The sequence below is a fragment of the Paenibacillus sp. G34 genome (assembly GCF_056856875.1).
Map to the genome: position 1 here is coordinate 1,493,952 of NZ_CM166469.1, position 21,032 is coordinate 1,514,983.

The following is a 21,032-nucleotide window of genomic DNA, read 5'->3' on the forward strand; positions in this document are numbered from 1 at the left end:
TTATAAAAGAAAAGCATTAAATAAAAGGAGCCATATGGCCGCCAGAGCGGCGTCATACGGCTCCTTTTTGCTTTCGACAAAATTAGAACCCGCTCAAAAAACGTTATCGCCATGAGACGACAACATCGAGGAACGTTCTAACGTATAATTAGGTTTAGTTTTTGGAGTGCAGAGTAAGTATAACGATAAGAGAGGTTAGCGGAATGAAGATGAAGCATCCAAACATGGGCGATTCTAAGCCGACAGGTAAACCAGTCGAAGCAACCCAGATGGACATCATGAAAGTTTTACTGCAATGTGGAATCGACCCGGAGCGTTTGAAGCATTTCGTTTCCTCCAACAGCAAGCGTTCTTGATTCAGAGCACACCAACGAGTGGAGGGAATTCAAGATACACAAAAAGGCCCAGAAACCGGAGTGGAAGTACTCGGAAACTGGGTTTTCTTCTCGGGTATAGCCTGATTAATCCATACTGCGTTCCATTCGTACAAAAGCGATAAAACGGCGCGCTTCTTCCTCTGTTAGAGGTTTACCGTCGATCATCAGATCAAAACGCTCTAACACTTCCTTATCTGACAATTCAAGCGTATCCACGAATTCACGCACGTCTTCATCCATAACCATATCACTTTGCTTCGTACGTCCAATCAAATAATCAATGGACACATCAAAGATGTCGGCGAGCCGAGTTAATACCTCGAAATCCGGTTTGCGCCGGTTTTTCTCATAGTGGGAGAGAGCCGCTCTGGTAATATGAATGGAGGTCGCAAGTTCTTCTTGAGTAAGTCCCCGCTGTTCTCTTAATTCAGCAATGCGATTTCCGTAGCTCATAAGCTATTTCCCCCTGAACACCATCATATATATTGAAACAATCCTGAGCCAAGTTTTTGATCAGGGCAAGCTTTCCTGCAAATGTACTACGCCTCATTCGTCTCAGATACTATTTAAATAGGTCTGTCTAAGGACAGCTCATATTGTCGTAAATCAAAAGAACCATGTCCAAATACTGCTTGACATGATACGTTTTGTATCGTAAATTGAACGTATGGAGTTACAAAATGTATCATTATTAGTATTTTAAGTATTTCCACGTGGATTGAGCGTTATACCTGTCAAAAGTAAACGAGTGTCAACCGCGATGGCGAATCCATTCTAAAGGAATGAAAGCATGAACTCAAAAATGGTTCAGGAATGGGCCGATCTTAAACCAAATGTCCATATGTACATTCAGGAGTTTCATGGGAAAATGGCAGACCGCAAAAGACGTCCCGTCCTGTTACTTGGTATGGATACACAAGCGATCACTTTCCTGAGCGACCTGAACTTACCCGTATTATCGGAAATGCTAATAGGTTTAGATGTAGAAGACAGCCGTGTGTGCGTCAGGCTTCATGCCAAGCTGCAATGGAAGCAGCCCTTTGGAGAGTTGATATTGTATCATTCAAAATTGCATATTCAGAAAGAGCAGACACTATATATAACAGGACAATTAAACAGAATGCTTACTGAAGTTGAATTTGAGGTAGTTTCCCGTTCTACATATGGGAAGACAACAGATCCCGTTCCTCAGCCAAAGCCTTATCGTTACATTGATTTTACCATATAAACTAGGTTAAATCTGAATATTCTCTGAACGAGCATGTACTTAACGCCATTTTACTATATTTCGTAGCGTTATGCATTAGTTCTTTAACACCAAAAGCATTTACGCAATGAATAAAGGAGCGAGGAGGAGCATACTATTTCTGGTAGTTTGGATATCGTTGAAATGCACTGCCACATTTTATTCGGTCTGGATGATGGTCCTGTTCAAATGGAGCAGTCCGTTGCAATGGCTGAGAAGGCAGTAGCTTCAGGAATTACCTCCATTATTGCAACTCCGCATCACCTGAACGGATATTACAACAATGAACCAAAGGTAGTCAATCAGGCTGTTCATATGCTTCGTGCCGAGCTTGCCAAACGAAACATCCGTTTGCAGATTGATCCCGGTCAGGAGATCAGAGTGCACGATGGGCTGATTGAAGACTTGTATGCAGGAAAGTGCTCCACACTTGCCGGTAGTCGTTATATGTTGCTGGAGCTGCCCTTTGGTCATATTCCCTCACAGTTCCCCGGAATACTGCACGAACTGCGAATCTCGGGAATTACCCCTATTATCGCTCATCCGGAACGTAACCTTGTTATTTTGAAAAAGCCGTTGCTGTTGTCTGATTATTTGATTCAAGGCGGACTATGCCAACTCACGGCGGGGTCATTCACTGGGCTTTTCGGACGAAAAGTTCAGAAATGGTGTTTTCATTTTTGCAAAGAAAACGGGTTTCATTTCATTTCATCAGATGCACATGATACGCAGCGTCGCACATTCAAGCTGGACGTTGTATACCCGATGCTTGAAAGACGTTTTGGTTATGGATATATTCAGTATTTTCAAGATAATGCACGATCCATATGGAATAATCAACGTATTTCGGCTGAAATGCCGGCAAAGAAAAAGCGCAGCTTTTTGTTCTGGTGAGCGACAGTCGATGTACTGAATACATGGTTACATATCATGGTTGACTTGAATGGGAGGAATATAGGATGGATCTCAAAGAGTATATACACATTTTACGAAAACGCATCTGGATCATTGTTGCCTTCGTTGCTGTAGCTTGTATTGGTGCAGGTGTCAAAAACTACTTTTTTACTGTCCCGATCTATGAAGCGAGTGCCAAATTAATCGTCAACCAGGCATATAATGCCCAAGGCGTTCCGAGCCTGGATATCGGTACCATTCAGACGAACATCAAAGTAATCAACTCTTATATGGAGATTATTAAATCTTCTGCAATCCTCGATAAAGTAGCAACCACATACCCCGATCTTGGCATGACCGGTAATCAATTAGGGCAGAGCATTCGAGTATCTACTGCAAATGAGTCCCAAGTTATGAGTCTGACGGCAACGGGGCTATCTTCCGAAAAAGCAGCGAAAACCGTAAATGCAGTTGCGAAAGTGTTTAAATCCCAAATCCCCGTAATTATGAAAGTAGACAACGTAACAATCCTGAGTGAAGCGAAACCTACGGATTCCTCTAAACCTGTTAACGTCAATCCCATCATCAATATTTTGATTAGTTTTATTGTTGGACTATTGCTGGCAGTAGGCTTTGTATTCCTGCTGGAATATTTGGACGACACGTTGAAAACGGAAGATGAATTGGAAAAAGAATTAAATCTTCCTGCGCTTGCTGTCATCTCCAAGATTAGAAAAGATGAGACACGTGTATCCAAACATTCATCCATATCTCAAAAACAGGTAGGTGATGGACAGTATGTCACGATTAACCAATGAACGAGTTGGCCTGGTAACGATGGCTAATCCCAGATCTACTTCCTCGGAAGCTTATCGAAAGCTAAGAACCAATATTCAGTTTTCATCCATAGACAGTCAGATTCAAACGATCATGATTGCCTCGGCATCATCAGGTGAAGGGAAGACCACGACGATAGGCAATTTGGCAGTTACTTATGCGCAAGAAGGGAAAAAGGTTCTGCTGATGGATACGGATTTACGTAAACCGGCAGTACATCTGATGTTTAACGTGCCCAACCATGTGGGGTTGACCAGTGTATTGTCGAGTCAATACCAAGTAACGGAAGTGCTCCGAGAAACCGGGGTGGAAGGTTTACATGTCTTGTCTTCCGGCCCTATTCCTCCTAATCCCTCGGAGATGATCGGTTCACGCAAGATGACAGCACTGCTTGAGGATTTGAAGGAAACATATGATGTTATTTTGTTCGATACACCACCTGTTCTGACCGTGACAGATGCTTTAATTATCAGTTCGTTGTGTGATGGTGTCATTCTTGTGGTGAATGCAGGCAAAGTGAAGAAGGATCTGGTCAAAAAGGCGAAAGCTCATCTTGAACATGTGAACGCACGTATTCTGGGCGCGGTGCTGAACAATGTGCAGGTGCCCAAAAGCCGCAATAACAGTTATGGGGAAAAAGGATAGGCAGTGAATTTGAACAGTCGAAGTTCAATTTTTAGATCATCATTAAAGGTCATGTCTACTATACCTCTATCAAGGTAGGCACTCGGTCACACTGTGGGTAGTGTACCTTAGACGTGTATCGTCAAGGGTGTGACGTGAGGAGGGGTTCAATGCCCTATTTATGAACGATATGTTTCATGTTTTCATGGTTTTGATTTTATATAAAAAAACTAAATGGATAGGGTGATATCTATGACAAAGGTGAGAAAAGCGATTATCCCTGCTGCTGGATTGGGAACCCGATTTTTACCTGCTACAAAGGCAATGCCTAAAGAAATGCTCCCTATTGTGGACAAACCAACTATCCAGTATATCGTTGAAGAGGCGGTTGCTTCAGGGATCGAAGATATTATCATCGTGACGGGCAAAGGGAAACGTGCGATTGAAGATCATTTTGACAGTGCATTTGAACTGGAGCACAACCTGCTGGAGAAAGGTAAACTCAGTTTACTGGAAGAAGTCCGGAAGTCCTCCAACGTGGATATTCATTACATAAGACAGAAGGAAGCCCTTGGACTGGGGCATGCGGTCTGGTGTGCCCGGAATTTCATCGGCAATGAACCCTTTGCCGTGCTGCTTGGCGATGATATTGTCGTGTCGGAAGTGCCATGCCTGAAACAGCTCATCCAGCAGTATGAAAAGGTAGAGCAATCGGTGCTTGGCGTGAAAACGGTAAGTCCAAGTGATACATCCCGCTACGGGATTATTGATCCGTTGCACACAGAAGGACGTTTATCTTCTGTTAAGAGTATGGTTGAAAAGCCCCCACTAGGTTCGGCACCATCTAACCTAGCCATTATGGGACGATACATTTTGACTCCGAAAATTTTTGAATATTTGGAAGAGCAAAATGTAGGCGCAGGAGGCGAAATTCAGCTTACAGATGCGTTGCAAAAGTTGAATATCGATCAAGGAATCAGTGCCTATGACTTTGAAGGTTCCCGTTTTGATGTAGGGGAGAAACTGGGGTACATCCTTACCACTTTAGATTTTGCACTCAAAAATAAAGAGTTGCGTGTACCGGTGCTGATGGCAATCGAAGAGATTCTAATGAAGGAACAAATGAATCAAATCCTTGTAGCTGGAGGGGATAGTCTGTGAAGATATCAGGACCGGAATACTTTGGGAGTGGGGAAACCTTGGTTAAAGAGGGGAATGCCGCAGTACTTGAGCAGCCATACTCACAACGTGTTGGCGGGTATACGGATGTGATGAAGCCATTGGCTGATTTTGTTATCGCCATTCTGCTGCTGCTGATCACATTACCGGTCATGCTACTTTCGGCTATTTTGATCAAACTGGATTCCAAAGGTCCTGTCATCTTTAAGCAGGAACGGTACGGGAAGAACGGGGTCAAATTTAACATCTATAAATTCAGAACGATGCGCACAGATGCGCCGAAGTATGGCCTTTCTCCAACGACCAGCAATGATCCAAGAATCACAAGGCTAGGTAGAATACTGCGCAAGACGAGTCTGGACGAACTGCCGCAACTGCTTAACATTATCAAAGGCGATATGAGTTTTATCGGCCCAAGACCTGAGATGAAACGTATTGTGGAGGAATGTTATACCGATCTGGAACGCAGACGTTTTCTGGTGAAACCAGGAATTACAGGATTGTGGCAGGTAAGCGAGGCTCGTAAGGAGCCGATTCACCATAACCTGCAATATGACTTCCACTATATTTCGAATGTCTCTATGAAAATGGACATCACCATCATTTTTAGAACCATCGGCGTAATGATTAAAAGCAATACCTTTTGACCATATTGGATCATAATTTGGAGTGTGATGTAATGAAACATGTTGTAGTGACAGGTGCTGCCGGATTTCTGGGCTCTCATCTCGTGCAATCTTTGATCGGCCAGGGCCATCGGGTTACAGGGATCGATAATCTTTCAACAGGTGTGATTCACAATCTGGCAGGGGTTATGGAGAACCCTCACTTTGTATTCCATGAAGCAGATGTTACACGTCCCGATACAATGGATATTTTCGTTGATCAGCAGGTGCACGAAGTCTATCATCTGGCTTCGCCTGCTTCACCTAAATTCTATCAAGCAGATGCGATCGGTACGATCTGGGTGAACACGCAAGGAACCTATCATATGCTGGAGCTGGCTCGGATCAAAGGAGCCAAGTTTCTGTATTCCAGTACAAGCGAGGCCTATGGGGATCCGGAGATTCATCCGCAGCCGGAGAGTTACCGAGGCAATGTGAATACGTGGGGGCCAAGGGCCTGTTATGATGAAGCCAAACGGCTGGGCGAAGTGTTTTGTTATGAATACTACACGAAACAACGTGTTTCCGTGAGAGTTGCGCGTATTTTTAATACGTACTCTTCCGGGCTTCGCAATGATGACGGCAGGGTGATATCTAATTTTGTAACGCAGGCGCTGACGGATCAGGATATTACGGTGTACGGGGATGGTTCACAGACCCGATCCTTCTGTTATGTGGATGATAACATCCGAGGGTTACAAGCCTTCATGGCAGAAGATCGGGCTGAGGGGGAGATTATCAATATCGGCAATCCTAAAGAATACACGATCCTTGAGGTCGCCCATCTGGTGAAACAACTTACACAATCGAACAGTGAGATTGTATTCCTGCCATTACCTGAAGATGATCCGAAGGTTAGGCGTCCGGTGATTGATAAAGCACGAGAAATATTAAACTGGGAGCCCGAAATTGGTTTGGAAGAGGGATTGAAACGTACGATAGAGCACTATCGATCGATGCTGCAGGTACAGGAAACTTGATAACACTGAATTGAAGAGACTGATGCTGAATAAAGCGAGTTGAGATGCGTGCAAACCATATTGATTGCTCACAGTTTATATCCACCCCATATTATTGGGGGGGCCGAGATATCGACACAAATTCTGGCCCAGACGCTGGAGTCCAGTTATGACGTTAAAGTCATTACGGTTGGTGGACACAAAGAGGGCGGGATGCAGACGGATACAGTGAACGGGATTGAAATCTCGCGGCTACCATTTAACAATCGGTACTGGATCGGTGATACGGCAAGGCAGGCCAGCACTTCTGACAAAGTGTTATGGCGTATCCAGGATATTTTTAATGTGAAGCAGTACCAGCATATTAAACAATATCTGATGATGAAACGTCCTGCCCTGATCCACACTCAGAATATTCCGGGACTAAGCCTTGCCATCTGGAAAGCGGCATTTGAACTGGATATTCCGGTTGTGCATACCTTGCGCGATTTTTCATTAATTGAGCCTATTGCCATCACGGCATATTCCAGGTTCTACAGACAGATTTCCAAACACTACAGTCGCAGGGTCTCTTCGGTCATTGGCATATCCGAGCATGTGCTTAAAAAGCATACGGACCTTGGATTTTTTGCGCATGCGTCCAAACATATCATTCATAACATTGTTGAGCGCGATAATCAGGTCCAGCAAGTAGAACCGGGTAAAACGATTCGTCATCAGCAACCTTTGCACATTGGCTATTTTGGACAATTAACCGAAGTGAAAGGTGTTCAATACCTGATCGAAGCGGTCAAAGAGCTGGATCAGCAGATCGTGGGGAAACTTTACATCCATGGGGACGGCCCGTTGTTCCAACCATTACAAGAACTTGCAGGGGCTGATCCCCGGATCGTGTTCGTGGGCAAAATCGATAAAAAGGACATCACCTCCCAGATGAAAAAGATGGATCTTACCATTGTACCTTCTACATGGGATGAACCTTTTGGCAGAGTAGTGATTGAATCGTATCAAGCAGGTACGCCGGTCTACGCTTCCAAGGTTGGAGGCATGCCCGAGATTTTGCTGGATGCGGACATCTTCTCCTTTACCGCTCATCGTGCCGATGCGATCCGTGACGCAATCCTTCATTACTATGCCTTATCTGAAGCTGAAAAGAATGAATTAATGCTGCAATGCTGCGAACACAGCTTATCCTTTAATGAAGATTATCTTCTCACCAGGCATGCGATCATTTACGAGAAGTTAATTGGAGGTGAAGGCTAGCAGATGTACATGACTTCTCTGAACGTCAAGTCGCCATCGTTGGTTCAAACGAGGTCTGAAGCGCCTTCTTCAGTCATTATGATGTTAATTCACTTCTTACTTCTCTATCTATCCATCTATGGTTTGATTTCGATCTATGTGGATAACATTGTGATTCGTTCGTTAAAGGATGCAGGCATGTTGCTGCTTGCGGTATATACACTTGCCAGGGTATATCGCCAGCAGATTCATTTTCTGAATCTATTCCTGTTTATACTGGCCTCCCTCATCGTGCTCGGATCGTTAAATGTCCTTCTGGGTTCCAGTGTGGTCACATTAGTCTATGGAATTAAAATTACACTTTTACCGCTGGTGATGTTGTTTACAGGCATGTTTATGGCTGAGCATGGGGGTATGTACGCATTTGCCAGAACCAATCTGGTTATTTTTATTATGCTCATTGCAGGATGGTGCGCCCAATATGCGCTGGGTATAGAAAAGTTAATCACTATGGGATTCGTATACGGAGTGAATATCAAAAACTACCTTGAAGGTGTGCCGCGTTTATCTTCCATTACGTATTCACCGGATGGTTATGCGTATGCGCTGTTAATGACAGGCATCATTGCGGAACATACCAGAATGGCAGTGAAACATCGCAGTTTTCGCCTGATGATCCAGCTGCTCACCATCGGCTTTTTGCTCTTATCTACGATTCGGTCGGCACTGTTACTCTGGTTTGTATATCAGGTTGTTCTATTTTTATTTCAGATTCGGAAGTACAGCAAAAAGAATATGTTAGTTCTGGCAGTTGTATTTATGACACTGCCTGCAGTTGTATTTTTCGGAGGCAGATTGCTGCAATCCAAAAATCTGCTCTCCAGTTCATCTCTGCTTGATCGATTACAGACATGGGGAAGCAGCCTGACCTCGCCATTTACGATGAATGGCATGATCGGTAACGGAATTGGTTCGGTTGGTGCTGCCAGCCGGCGAACGCATATGATGGGCCTGAACTCCAGCAATTTTGCGGTGGATAACCAGTACTTTTCCCTGTATGAACAGACGGGTTGGATCGGGCTCGCCTATTTTTTGATGTTATTCATGTGGCTTTTGATCACACTGGCTAAACGAATGAATGGCTCGACTGATCCGGCAGGCTCCAAACCTCCGCAGGTGGCCATAGCCCTCGGTGCAGGGGTGGCCGCAGCCAGTATGACAACCAATGTTCTTGAGCTGTTCCCTGCGAACGTTTTTTTCTGGATGTTTATAGGCATGGCACTATATCAGCATCGTAATGCAGGTGATATACCATATAAAGCGGGTGAGCGAAAATGAAGATTTTGCACATCGGAGAATATGTGGTGGGTGGTGTAGCCACATATTTAAATGAGCTGGTATCCTACCAGCGTGACCGATTTGAAGTTTATGTATTGATGAGTGATCATAACTCGGCAAAAGATTTTGATCTGGAGCCAGAACATATTATTCGTTACCGTTACAAACGCCACCCGAAATACTTCTTCTCAGCCATGAGACAGATTCACCGAGCTATTCGGCGGATCGAGCCGGATATTATTCACGTTCACAGCTCATTTGCGGGTATGCTCGCAAGGGGCTTATTTTTTTTCACACCGCGCAAAGCGAGTATATTTTATTGCTCACACGGCTGGTCTTTTTTGATGGATACCAAACCCCTGCATAAAAAGGCTTATTTCATGATTGAGAAAATAATGGAGTTCAAAACGGACTATATTGTTAACATTTCAAAATATGAGATGCAGCAGTCCATTCGTATGGGCATGTCTTCTGCCAAATCCCGTTTCGTTTACAGTGGTCTGCGTGACCGCAAGTCCCACAAGCGCCAAAGTCACGAAGAACAGCGACAAGCCATTATGACAAAGGGGGAAGAGGAAGAAGATGCCCGCATGATTCGGCTTCTTTTTGTGGGCAGGTATGATCGGCAGAAAGGACTGGATCTGTTACTGGACGCATTCAGACAGTATCCCGAACTGCAGCAGCATATTCAGTTATACATCATTGGAGACAGCGTGTTGGAGAAAAATGAGTGGACCTTTACGGACAATATGATCCGGTTAGGTTGGGTCAATAATGCAGAGATTGATCATTATTACGAGCAATGTGATGCAATAATTATGCCTTCCAGGTGGGAAGGGCTACCGTTGGTCGCGCTGGAGGCCATGAAGAACCACAAACCTGTCATCGCAAGCAATCGCTCCTCGTTGCCAGAACTGGTGACGCATGGCGTGAATGGCTACATCTTTGAACTCGAACGACTCGAAGGGTTGAGAGAGATTCTAATGCATCTCGATCAAGAAACGCTGGCAACCATGGGTGAAGCGGGGCATCAGGTGTATAAAGAGAAGTTCAGCTCGGATCGAATGAATGAGGAGTTTGTGAGTCTCTATTACGAAGCGAGAAATGTAGAAGTTAGCTTCCAAACCGCTCAGCCGGCTTCCCGTTTGGAAATTTCTAAGAGAAATGGAGATTAGCATGAATACAATCTATATCAATGCCCGTTTCCTGACACAGACCGTTACCGGGGTTCAACGATATGCCATTGAACTGGTAAAGGAAATCGATAATTTGATTGACGCTGGAGAAGTAGACGGTACGAAAGTAGAGTTTTGCCTGCTCTCGCCCGCGAATGTGGTTACTCATCTTGAACTGAAACATATTCGGCACCGGATTGTTGGCAGGCTGAAAGGACATGTGTGGGAACAGCTTGAGTTGCCATTTTACGCGAAAAAAGGATTGCTGATTAACCTGTGTAACACAGGCCCGGCATTCAAACGCAATCAGGTCGTGACGATCCATGATGCTTCTGTATTCAGTTATCCAAAGGCATTTTCCTTCGCGTTTCGGTCATGGTATCAGTTTTTAACGGTTCGTTTAGGCAAGATATCGAAAAAGGTCATTACCGTGTCTAACTTCTCCAAAGGCGAGCTGATCCAACATTGTAAAATTGCCGCGCAGAAAGTATCCGTGACACATCTGGGCATCGATCATATTCATCATAGGCAGGCGGCTCAAGGCACACTTGAGAAATATGGGATTAACTCCCCCTATGTACTGGCCGTCAGCACAATGAATCCTTACAAAAACTTCAAGCTGATCTTGGACATTTTACCTGAGGTGAAAGCACAGAATTTGAGTGTTGTCATCGTGGGCTCCAAGAACAGTAAAGTGTTCAGCAATCATGCCGTGAACGATTCGGAAGGTGTGAATTGGGTGGGGTATGTGACGGATGAGGAGTTAAAAGCGCTCTACGAACATGCCACCGGCTTTATTTTCCCATCCTTGTACGAAGGGTTTGGCTTACCGCCACTAGAGGCGATGGCGCTTGGTTGTCCGGTTATCGTGTCTTCCCGTGGTTCGATCCCGGAAGTATGCGGAGAAGCAGGGCTATACTTTGACCCTCATCACCCGCAGGAAGCAGCTTCACGTCTGGTAGAGATGATGTCTGATCCGGAGCTTGGGCAGCGAATGTCCATTCAGGGCAAAGAGCACTCAGCCTTCTTCTCTTGGAACAAATGTGCCAAGGATACAGTAAACATTATTATGAGCACGGTGTAAGCATGCGAAATGTATTCTTGTGAGGGAGATAAGCTATGAACAAAGTGTTTGTTGCGATTGATTTCCCGCCTGAAAAGGGAGGGATTCATGATTATGCCTACGGGCTGATATCACAGATTCCAGCAGAAGAGACAACGGTGCTGACCAATAAAATAAATGATACCGCAGAGTCTGAGCAATTCGACCAGAAGCATGATTTTGAAATTATTCGGAAACGGATCTTTTCAGATTCGAATAAATGGCTGATGATTCTCTCGCAGCTTGTTCTGGTCATGCAACTGATTCTGTTGAAATGGCGCAAAAAAACAGATGAGATTCATTTTGTGAATATCTTTCCGGTTGGCTTAGCCGGTCCATTCATGAAATTCCTTTTTCGAGTAAAATACTTTCCTTATGTTCACGGCCTGGATGTGATGGGGATGGTTAATAGCCGTTTATTCCCACTGCTGTTGTTCATTCTGAAGCGTGCGGACAAGGTGATTGCCAATAGCCAATATACGAAGTCGAAGCTGGTTGAACTGGGGATTTCGGAGTCTCAGATTGTCATTATTCCACCGGGACTTAACGTGAACAAGCTAAACGCGGATACAGGGAGCCAGGGGAATTTACGGGATAAGTATGGTCTGCATGGCAAAAAAGTGATGATCACCGTCTCGCGACTTGTGGAACGCAAAGGTCATGATGTCACACTGAAAGCCGTGAGTCAGGTTATTACGCATATTCCTGATCTGAAGTATGTTATCTGCGGAGATGGGCCGTATAAGGGAGAACTCGAACGACTGGTAACTCAGTACGGACTCGAATCTGTTGTTGTATTTACAGGACGTACTACAGACGATGAGCTTCAGCAATTATATGAATGTGCGGATCTCTTCATTATGCCAAGCCGGGATATCAAGGAGAAGGGTGACGTGGAAGGGTTCGGGATTGTATTCCTGGAAGCCAACTATTATCGATTGCCTGTCATTGCAGGCAACAGTGGCGGTATTCCCGACGCCGTGAAGGACAATATCACCGGTTATCTCGTAGACCCTGTTGATGATCAGGAGATTGCTACGCGTATCGAACAATTAATGACCGACGATGGGCTAGCCAGAGCGATGGGGGATAACGGATACGACTGGGTGGTCAACTATTGTTTGTGGTCGCATCGCGGACAGTTGTTGAAGCAATTGGCCTAATGGACGGGTTCCACAATCTTCATGTCCTAATGGGGAGGATTAAGGATGAAAATATGTATCGTTACTCACAGGGTTGTCAAAGGGGAGGGTCAGGGCAGAGTTAATTATGAGATTGCAATTGAAACCCTAAGACAAGGTCATGAAGTTGTTATGATTTCCAATGAGGTGGAGCCGGAACTTCTTGAATATGAGGGAGCTACATGGATTAAAGTTTTTCCTTCGCTGGGGTTACCCCAGCTGTTACGATACCAGATGTTTGCCTTGAGCAGTGCCGCTCATATTCGCAAATTAAGAAAAACAAAGCAAGTTGATCTTGTCATGGTCAATGGTTTTATCACCTGGGCTAGAGGGGACATCAATGCGGTTCACTTTGTGCACAGTACATGGATAAAATCCCCCGTACATAGCTTCCGTGTACACGGCTCCTGGAAACGATGGTATTTCGGTCTGTACACGCTGGTGAATGCGTATCTGGAACGATTCGCCTTTCGCAAAAGTGGTAGAATCATTGCGGTTTCCGAGAAAGTAAAGCGTGAATTGATTCAATTAGGCACGCATCCCGATAAGGTGCAGGTCATTCATAATGGAGTGGATGTGCATGAATTTTACCCCAGTGATGTTGAAGAGAAGAGCAGAATGGATATTAACACCGGCCGAGTCGTAGGTTTATTTGCAGGTGATATTAGCAGTCCGAGAAAAAATCTGGATACGGTATTGAAGTCGATGGTGTCTGTACCCGGGTTAGAACTCGTTGTAGCGGGATCTACAGATCGAAGTATTTATCCTCAAATGGCTAAAGATTTAAACATTGAAGATCGGGTCCATTTTCTGGGCTATCGGAGAGATATGGGGTATCTCATGCGCAATGTGGATCTATTTATTTTTCCCTCGCGTTATGAGGCTTGCAGTTTGGTCGTGTTGGAGGCACTGGCTTCCGGAATTCCTGTTGTTATTACGGAGGAGTCGGGAGTAACTGAAATGATCAAGAACGATCATGAAAGTATCCCTCCCGGTGTTATTTTGCAAGATGCCAATGATGTAGATGGACTGGCGGTCATTCTTAACACGTTAATGCAGGATAAATCCTATCTGAACGAGATGGGCAAGGCATCCAGGGAAGTGGCTCTTCGAAATGATTGGAAGAAGATGTCTCTCACCTATTTGGAGAGTTACGAAGACTACTTGAAACACAGTGGAAGCCATGCCGGAAGAATGAAACGAAAACAAAGCATTGAGGTGGAATTATGAGAGCATCGGTAGTCATTTGTACACATAACAGAGCGAAGGATACCGTTGAAGCTGTCCAAAGTGTGCTGGCTCAAGAGGATCAAGATATTGAATTTGAAGTACTGGTTATCGATAATAACTCCAAAGATAACACCAGGGAATTATTTCAGAATGCCGATTGGCCTAATCATGTCCGCTACATCTTTGAGAGTAAGCTTGGGCTATCTTATGCCAGGAACCGTGGCATACGAGAAGCGCGGGGAGAATTTATCATGTTTCTGGACGATGATGCGCTGGCCTCTTCTTCCTGGATTCGTGAGGTCATTCATGTGTTCGAACGGGATGAGAAGATTGGCTGTGTAGGCGGGAAAATTGATCCGATCTGGGAAGGTGGCAAGCCGGATTGGATTCCGGATGAGATTATTGGCCTGTATACGTTGATGGACTTTTCAGATCAGGTTACCGAGATGAAACCGCCGTATTTTCCCTTTGGGGCAAATGTTTCTTTTCGAAAAAGTGTGTTTGATTCCATTGAGCCATTTCGCGAAGACTTGGGGCGCGTAGGGAATAATTTGCTTTCGAGCGAAGAGAGCGAACTCATTAGCAGAATTCGAGAGAAATACGACATATTTTATACGCCATATGGGTCAGTGCAGCACAAAATTTCCAAAAGTAGATTAAATAAACGCTGGCTCTTGCGGCGAATGTATTGGCAGGGAATCAGTGATGCAACACGTTACAACAAGAGCGGCTGGGGTGTGTTCAAACATATTGTTCGAATTGCACAAGCAGGTCTGATGATGTTGTTATGTATGAATAACGTACAGAAGGTCATGAGCCAATTAGTCAAAATATCTTATCGGAACGGCACGATTGTGGGATCTTTCCGAAATGGCAGAGGGCTGAACACCTGATGAACATGGCGATTGCCCGAAAACCAAGGCAGCGAAGCATTATTCAGACCATCGTCATGACAAGCATGGCTAATATTCTCATTATGGCTGTGACTACGCTAACTTCCATTATTACAGCCCGTATGTTCGGAGCAACGGGGAAGGGAGAGCTCGCAGCCGTTTTATTCTGGCCTGCATTCATTTCGGGTCTGGCCGCATTTGGTCTGCCCACCTCGTTAATTTACAATGTCAAAAAAAATAGTCAGCAACTCCCTGTGTATATCAGCATGAGTTTTGCCGTTCAGATTCCGATCAGTATCATCGCCGGAGTGATCAGTTGGTTTGGTATCCCTATCTGGCTATCCGGATATTCAGAATCTGTCATTACCATTGCAAGGTGGTATACCATATCCATGGTTCCAGTGATGCTTTTCATGGGTGTACTTGCGGCAGCCGCACAAGGTACCGATAAGTTCCATATTTACAATCTGTCGCGCTTGCTGGCTCCCTTATTGAATCTTGCAGGATTGGTACTACTGTGGGTAGCGCAGGTATTAACCGTGGAAAGAGCCATTATCATCAGTTTTGCCAGCACTATACTGGTGTTGACCTGTTATATGATTGCGATGCGTCAGCAAATATTCAGTTCCATCGGTAAGTTGGTGGCTCAGATTCGAACAGGGATTCATCTATTCAGCTATGGGCTTCGTGTATATGGGGTAGAGTTACTGGGCACGTTGTATAGCCAGTTTGACAAAATTATTATTTTGGCTCTACTGACGCCCAAAGATTTCGGATTATATTCGGTTGTGTTTGCCCTATCGCGTATGTTTAATGTTGTGCAGACAGCAATCACCAATGTCATTTTTCCAAAGGTCGCCGGCATGGAGCAGCAACAGGTGTTGTCTCTTGTTGGCAGAGCTTTTCGCATTAGTATGGTACTTATGACGATCATCATCATACCGAGTATGCTGATTGGTCGTTTTTTTATTGGCTTGTTGTTTGGCGCGGAATTTCTGGAGGCAAGCGGTGTGTTTTATCTGTTGTCTCTGGAGTGTATTGTTGGCGGGGGATCGTGGATTCTGGCTTCGGCTTTTAATGCGCTCGGGAGACCAGGCGTTATCGTGCTGCGGCAGGTCATTGCACTTGCTGTGACGATTACGTTGTTTTTTGTGCTTACGCCGATGTTCGGGTTATACGGTTTAGGGCTGGCTTTGTTGCTGGGTTCCTTTGTACGTATGTTGATGTCATTAATATCCGTTTCGATTATTTTCAAAATGCCGATGCACAAAATGTTGTATAACAAGGAAGATATGGCCTTCCTCAAGCAAAAATGGAGAGAAAAAAATCTATCTAAAGGAGCCAGAAGAGATGTCAAACGTGCAAAAGATTCATCCCATGGATGAGTTGAAAAAACGACTTGAATCGATCCTTGAAGTTGTGCCCCCTCATTCGAAGATCTATTACATTGATTATCCCGTTCACAGCAATTGTGGTGATCTGCTTATTATGAAAGGAACAGAGGCTTTTTTCAAAGACCATCATATTCATGTGTCTCAACGATACAGCGTCCATGACTTTCATGACCAAGTTGAAATTCCAAGCGATCATATCATTGTTCTTCATGGTGGTGGGAATTTCGGTGATTTATACGAAGCACATCAATCATTAAGAGAACGCATCGTTCAGCATTATCCGCATCATCGAATCGTGATTCTGCCTCAGACGATATTTTATAAGGATCAAGCTATTCTTCAAAGAACGGCATCTGTATTTGCACAGCATACAGATTTGCATATCTATGTTCGCGATGAGATATCGTTTCAAATTGCCTCGGATCATTTCGCCAACTCTAAGGTAAACTTAGTTCCCGATATGGCGCACCAATTATGGCCGATGGAGATCCAGCGTAACTCTCGTAAAGAAAGATTGAATTTTTTTAGAACAGATATCGAACAGACAGCAGCTCAACAATCTCTGAATTCCACAGAGCAGCAAGGAGATTACCTGGATTGGCCCACCTTGTACAACAAATATGAGCGAAAGCTAATCTACTATATCAGTAATGGGTTAAAGAAAACTGCTTCGCGAGCCATCTCCCAATTCATATGGATGAAATATAGTGACTACCTTGTGAATAAGGCAGTACGCTGCTTCTCGGATTATCGCATGATTCACACATCCAGATTACATGGTCACATCCTGTCTTGTCTGATGGCGAAGCCTAACCTATTAATTGATAACTCTTATGGGAAGAATTCGGGATATTACCGGATATGGACACATGAAGTGAACACAGCCAATATGGACTCCTCTTCCAAAGCGAGTGCTCCGCCCGTGACCAAGTATATGGAATCAACGGCAACCGTGTAACAAATGAAAAGCTGTCCCGTATCATCTTAAAATATATAGAGTGGAGTGGTTGCATTGAGAATCGTACTTCTCTCCGGTGGATCAGGTAAGCGGTTATGGCCTCTGTCCAACGACACGAGATCCAAACAATTCCTGAAGGTGCTTGAAGGTGAGGACGGACAGACGGAATCGATGGTACAGCGCGTATGGAGGCAATTGCAGCATACGGGGTTAAGTGGCCAAGCAACGATTGCAACGAGCAAACCGCAGGTGGAGATTTTGCGAAGTCAGTTGGGGTATGAAGTCGATCTGGTGGTCGAGCCTGAACGAAGAGATACCTTTCCCGCAATCGCCTTGGCGGTCGTATATTTGTACTCCGTGCAGGGAGCCAGCTTAAATGAAACGGTAGCCATGCTTCCCGTTGATCCCTATGTCGAGGAGTCTTTTTTTTATAAAGTAACAGAGCTGGAGGACGTGCTGGATGACTCCGGTGCAGAGCTTGCGTTAATTGGCGTGAAACCGACGTATCCTTCGGAAAAGTATGGTTACATTATTCCAGAACGGTCTGAAACTAAAGAAGAACAACGTTACGCCAAAGTATCCCGTTTTCAAGAGAAACCCCGTGAAGCTGAAGCGGCAGAGATGATCGAACAATCTGCCCTTTGGAATTGCGGGGTTTTTGCATTCAAACTCAATTATCTGATCAATCTGCTCATCTCGCTTGAACTGCCTATCCAGTATGAAGAAATGTTGAAACAGTACGGGAGACTGCAGAAAATCAGCTTTGATTATCAGGTGGTAGAGAAAGCTCAGCATATTGTGGTTACACCTTACGAGGGGTATTGGAAGGACCTGGGTACATGGAACACGCTGACAGACGAGATGAGTACCAATATCGTGGGCAAAGGTGTCATGACGAACAGCACGGTGAATACACATCTGATTAATGAATTAAACATTCCGGTCTGTGTGCTGGGAGTATCCAACCTGATCGTGGCAACAAGTCCTGATGGCATTCTGGTCAGTGAAAAAGAGGCGAGTCCTCAGATCAAAGAATTGTTGAAAGACAGCGCTGAGCGCCCCATGTATGAAGAACGTCGCTGGGGATGTTACAGAGTGCTTGATTACACTCGCAATAAAAAAGGCGAAGAAGTATTAACCAAACGCATCATCATCGAGCCCCATAAAAACTTTTCGTACCAGTACCATCTCAAACGAAATGAAATATGGACCGTTGTCTCAGGACAAGGTGAATTCATTATGGACGGCGAGCTCAGACCGCTTCATCAAGGAGATGTCATTGTGATTCCGGCAGGGGGAAAACACAGTGTCAAAGCGTTGACTGAACTCGAAATTATTGAGGTACAGATGGGCAGTGAACTGGTGGAAGAGGACATCGTTCGCGTTGAGATGGAATGGGAAGATATAATCCAAAATTGCGTGAATTGGGGGAAAACAAGATGAATATTGCGGTGATTGGAACAGGTTATGTCGGTCTGGTATCAGGGGTTTGTTTTTCGGAGATTGGCAACCGGGTGATCTGTGTAGACAACAATGAGGAAAAAGTACAAATGCTGAATGAGGGCGTCGTTCCGATCTACGAACCTGGTCTTAAAGAGTTGATGATTTCTAACATGCAAGCAGGTAAGCTGTCATTTACTTCAAACATCGGTGAGGCGATACATCAGTCAGACATTGTCTTTATTGCCGTAGGCACACCTTCTCTACCAAATGGCGAGGCCAATCTAAGTTATGTAGAGCAAGTGGCTGTGGAGATCGGCACCCATCTCGAAAGCTACAAAATTATCGTGACTAAAAGCACGGTTCCTGTAGGTACCAATGACCGTATCCGCGATCTGATTCGCAGCATATCCTCCCAGCCATTCGACGTGGCTTCTGTTCCCGAGTTTTTGCGAGAAGGTTCCGCCATCAAGGATACGCTTAACCCCGACCGGATTGTCATCGGCACGAGCAGTGACCGAGCGATCCAAACGTTAAAGAAACTTCACCGGCCTTTAACAAGCAATCTGATTATTACTGACATCCGCTCAGCGGAGATGATTAAATACGCATCCAATGCTTTTCTCGCAACCAAAATATCATTTATTAATGAAATTTCGAATATTTGTGAGAAAGTTGGGGCCGATGTTACACGCGTTGCAGAAGGCATGGGGTACGATAAACGCATCGGGTCTGCTTTTTTGAAGGCAGGTATAGGTTACGGCGGCTCTTGTTTTCCTAAAGATACACAGGCGCTGATCCAGATTGCAGGCATGGTGGATTATGATTTCAGACTGTTGAAATCCGTAGTGCAGGTCAACCAGGACCAACGTATGCAAGTGATCTACAAGCTGGAGGAAGCGTTGGGGTCACTCGCAGGCAAGACAATTGCCATCTGGGGACTGGCGTTTAAACCGGATACCGATGATGTGCGAGACGCACCGGCCATTGATATTGTTCAACATCTTATTGATGCTGGAGCATCGGTCAGAGCCTACGATCCGATTGCAACGGCTAACTTCCGTAAAGAGATCGACATTGCCTCGATTTCGTGGGAGGATAGCCCGCTTCATGCTGCCCAAGACGCGGATGCGCTATGTGTGCTGACAGAATGGAAGGAATTTACCCAGGTTGATCTGACAACCTTAGCCCAAACGATGAAGGAGCCTGTGATGATCGATGGTCGTAATGTGTATAGTGCTGAGCAGATTCAAGCATCTGCCTTCCACTATTATTCTGTCGGACGTCCAGGTCTCGTGAAGGTGGAAGGGAAAGCAACAGCAATTATCTAAATTGCCAGTGAATATCAACAATATGAGTGAGGAAGATCCCCATGAAAAAGTGGATGAAATGGACGGCTTGGATCGTTTCCCTTTTGATCATCGTTGTATTTGGTTATGCGATCTATCTCTATCAATCGGTTAAATCAACCGCTGATCAGATTTATGAGCCTCGTAACCCCGTAAAGCCTGTTTCGGTAACCGATGCGAAGGGCGGACTCCAGGTTGAACTCAATCGCAAAGAGCCCTTTAATGCCTTGATCCTGGGGGTGGATGAACGCCAGAATGATCGAGGACGTTCAGATACGATGATTGTTCTAAGTGTGAATCCGGGGAAAAAGAAAGTGCTGATGTTTAATATTCCGCGAGATACACGAACGGAAATTGTAGGACGCAACACCGAAGACAAAATCAATCATGCTTACGCCTTTGGGGGCGTGGATATGTCTCTTGCAACAGTTGAACAATTTTTGGGAATTCCCATTCACTATTATATGAAAGTAGATATGGAGGGGTTCTCCAAAATCATTGATCTTGTTGGGGGTGTGGATGTAAACAACCCGTTTGCCTTTGACTATGAGGGTAAACGTTATGAGCAGGGAAACATTCATCTGGATGGTGTCGCTGCTCTCGGGTTCTCCAGAATGCGTTATGATGATCCGAAGGGTGACTTGGGAAGGAATGATCGTCAGCGAGAGGTCCTGAAGCAGATGCTCAAAAATACGATGCAATTCTCCAGTGTGCTTCACCTTCAAAATATGTTAGATGAGCTGGGTACACATGTCAGAACAGATCTGACATTTGATGAGATGAAAGAACTGCTTCTGGATTATCGTAGCGACCTGGAAGAAATCGATACAGTTGAGATCAAGGGAAAAGGCGAGAAAATCAACGGTATTTATTATTTTATTGTAGATCAAGAGGAAAAGGAGCGCATTCACGGATTACTGACGCAGCACCTAGAACAGTAAGGGCAACG

The 21,032-nt window shown here is 44.9% G+C and carries 21 protein-coding genes; 20 read left to right on the forward strand and 1 reads right to left on the reverse strand.

What is annotated here, in order from left to right:
- The first annotated feature begins 224 nt into the window (after window positions 1-224).
- Window positions 225-356, forward strand: a complete 132-nt coding sequence (locus AC1VYS_RS06510; protein WP_482934489.1) for a hypothetical protein — start codon at window positions 225-227, stop codon at window positions 354-356.
- A 105-nt stretch (window positions 357-461) separates the two neighbouring features.
- Here AC1VYS_RS06510 and AC1VYS_RS06515 read toward each other — a convergent pair whose 3' ends face one another.
- The gene (locus AC1VYS_RS06515; protein WP_482913531.1) at window positions 462-830 is read right to left on the reverse strand and encodes a helix-turn-helix domain-containing protein; all 369 of its coding nucleotides are present in this window, start codon (window positions 828-830) and stop codon (window positions 462-464) included.
- Between the two features lie 337 nt (window positions 831-1,167).
- Between AC1VYS_RS06515 and AC1VYS_RS06520 the strand changes: the two genes are divergently transcribed.
- The 19 genes from AC1VYS_RS06520 (at window position 1,168) to AC1VYS_RS06610 (ending at window position 21,024) form a co-directional block, all read left to right on the forward strand.
- The gene (locus AC1VYS_RS06520) at window positions 1,168-1,605 is read left to right on the forward strand and encodes a hypothetical protein (RefSeq protein ID WP_482913532.1); all 438 of its coding nucleotides are present in this window, start codon (window positions 1,168-1,170) and stop codon (window positions 1,603-1,605) included.
- A 147-nt stretch (window positions 1,606-1,752) separates the two neighbouring features.
- Window positions 1,753-2,517: a tyrosine-protein phosphatase gene (locus AC1VYS_RS06525; protein WP_482913533.1), complete on the forward strand. Its 765-nt coding sequence runs from the start codon at window positions 1,753-1,755 to the stop codon at window positions 2,515-2,517.
- Window positions 2,518-2,582: 65 nt separating this feature from the next.
- The gene (locus AC1VYS_RS06530) at window positions 2,583-3,335 is read left to right on the forward strand and encodes a YveK family protein (RefSeq protein WP_482913534.1); all 753 of its coding nucleotides are present in this window, start codon (window positions 2,583-2,585) and stop codon (window positions 3,333-3,335) included.
- Window positions 3,316-3,999 carry a CpsD/CapB family tyrosine-protein kinase gene (locus AC1VYS_RS06535; protein ID WP_482913535.1) on the forward strand — a complete coding sequence of 228 codons (684 nt, stop codon included), beginning with the start codon at window positions 3,316-3,318 and terminating at the stop codon, window positions 3,997-3,999. The genes AC1VYS_RS06530 and AC1VYS_RS06535 overlap by 20 nt, the downstream gene beginning before the upstream one ends.
- 231 nt (window positions 4,000-4,230) lie before the next feature.
- On the forward strand, window positions 4,231-5,139 hold the full coding sequence (gene galU / locus AC1VYS_RS06540) for a UTP--glucose-1-phosphate uridylyltransferase GalU (RefSeq protein ID WP_482913536.1): 909 nt from the start codon (window positions 4,231-4,233) through the stop codon (window positions 5,137-5,139).
- Window positions 5,136-5,804: a sugar transferase gene (locus AC1VYS_RS06545; protein WP_482913537.1), complete on the forward strand. Its 669-nt coding sequence runs from the start codon at window positions 5,136-5,138 to the stop codon at window positions 5,802-5,804. The genes galU and AC1VYS_RS06545 overlap by 4 nt, the downstream gene beginning before the upstream one ends.
- A gap of 32 nt (window positions 5,805-5,836) precedes the next feature.
- Window positions 5,837-6,802 carry a UDP-glucuronic acid decarboxylase family protein gene (locus AC1VYS_RS06550; protein ID WP_482913538.1) on the forward strand — a complete coding sequence of 322 codons (966 nt, stop codon included), beginning with the start codon at window positions 5,837-5,839 and terminating at the stop codon, window positions 6,800-6,802.
- 48 nt (window positions 6,803-6,850) lie between these two features.
- Window positions 6,851-8,044 carry a glycosyltransferase gene (locus AC1VYS_RS06555; RefSeq protein ID WP_482913539.1) on the forward strand — a complete coding sequence of 398 codons (1,194 nt, stop codon included), beginning with the start codon at window positions 6,851-6,853 and terminating at the stop codon, window positions 8,042-8,044.
- A 9-nt stretch (window positions 8,045-8,053) separates the two neighbouring features.
- Window positions 8,054-9,361 carry a hypothetical protein gene (locus AC1VYS_RS06560; RefSeq protein ID WP_482913540.1) on the forward strand — a complete coding sequence of 436 codons (1,308 nt, stop codon included), beginning with the start codon at window positions 8,054-8,056 and terminating at the stop codon, window positions 9,359-9,361.
- Entirely contained in the window at window positions 9,358-10,536 is a 1,179-nt protein-coding gene (locus AC1VYS_RS06565; RefSeq protein ID WP_482913541.1) for a glycosyltransferase, read from the forward strand. The genes AC1VYS_RS06560 and AC1VYS_RS06565 overlap by 4 nt, the downstream gene beginning before the upstream one ends.
- A gap of 1 nt (window position 10,537) precedes the next feature.
- Window positions 10,538-11,620, forward strand: coding sequence for a glycosyltransferase family 4 protein (locus AC1VYS_RS06570; protein WP_482913542.1), 1,083 nt, complete (start codon window positions 10,538-10,540; stop codon window positions 11,618-11,620).
- Between the two features lie 35 nt (window positions 11,621-11,655).
- The gene (locus tag AC1VYS_RS06575; RefSeq protein WP_482913543.1) at window positions 11,656-12,801 is read left to right on the forward strand and encodes a glycosyltransferase family 4 protein; all 1,146 of its coding nucleotides are present in this window, start codon (window positions 11,656-11,658) and stop codon (window positions 12,799-12,801) included.
- A gap of 45 nt (window positions 12,802-12,846) precedes the next feature.
- Complete coding sequence (locus tag AC1VYS_RS06580; RefSeq protein WP_482913544.1) at window positions 12,847-14,049, forward strand: glycosyltransferase family 4 protein; 1,203 nt, start codon at window positions 12,847-12,849, stop codon at window positions 14,047-14,049.
- A complete protein-coding gene (locus tag AC1VYS_RS06585) occupies window positions 14,046-14,942 on the forward strand; it encodes a glycosyltransferase (protein ID WP_482913545.1) in 897 nt (298 codons plus the stop codon). The genes AC1VYS_RS06580 and AC1VYS_RS06585 overlap by 4 nt, the downstream gene beginning before the upstream one ends.
- On the forward strand, window positions 14,942-16,327 hold the full coding sequence (locus AC1VYS_RS06590; protein WP_482913546.1) for a lipopolysaccharide biosynthesis protein: 1,386 nt from the start codon (window positions 14,942-14,944) through the stop codon (window positions 16,325-16,327). The genes AC1VYS_RS06585 and AC1VYS_RS06590 overlap by 1 nt, the downstream gene beginning before the upstream one ends.
- Window positions 16,293-17,294, forward strand: coding sequence for a polysaccharide pyruvyl transferase family protein (locus tag AC1VYS_RS06595; protein WP_482913547.1), 1,002 nt, complete (start codon window positions 16,293-16,295; stop codon window positions 17,292-17,294). The genes AC1VYS_RS06590 and AC1VYS_RS06595 overlap by 35 nt, the downstream gene beginning before the upstream one ends.
- Window positions 17,295-17,348: 54 nt before the next feature.
- Window positions 17,349-18,737: a sugar phosphate nucleotidyltransferase gene (locus AC1VYS_RS06600; protein ID WP_482914931.1), complete on the forward strand. Its 1,389-nt coding sequence runs from the start codon at window positions 17,349-17,351 to the stop codon at window positions 18,735-18,737.
- Entirely contained in the window at window positions 18,734-20,065 is a 1,332-nt protein-coding gene (locus tag AC1VYS_RS06605) for a UDP-glucose dehydrogenase family protein (protein WP_482913548.1), read from the forward strand. Before AC1VYS_RS06600 ends, AC1VYS_RS06605 begins: the two co-directional genes overlap by 4 nt.
- A gap of 41 nt (window positions 20,066-20,106) precedes the next feature.
- Window positions 20,107-21,024 carry an LCP family glycopolymer transferase gene (locus AC1VYS_RS06610; RefSeq protein WP_145333268.1) on the forward strand — a complete coding sequence of 306 codons (918 nt, stop codon included), beginning with the start codon at window positions 20,107-20,109 and terminating at the stop codon, window positions 21,022-21,024.
- Window positions 21,025-21,032: the final 8 nt, after the last annotated feature.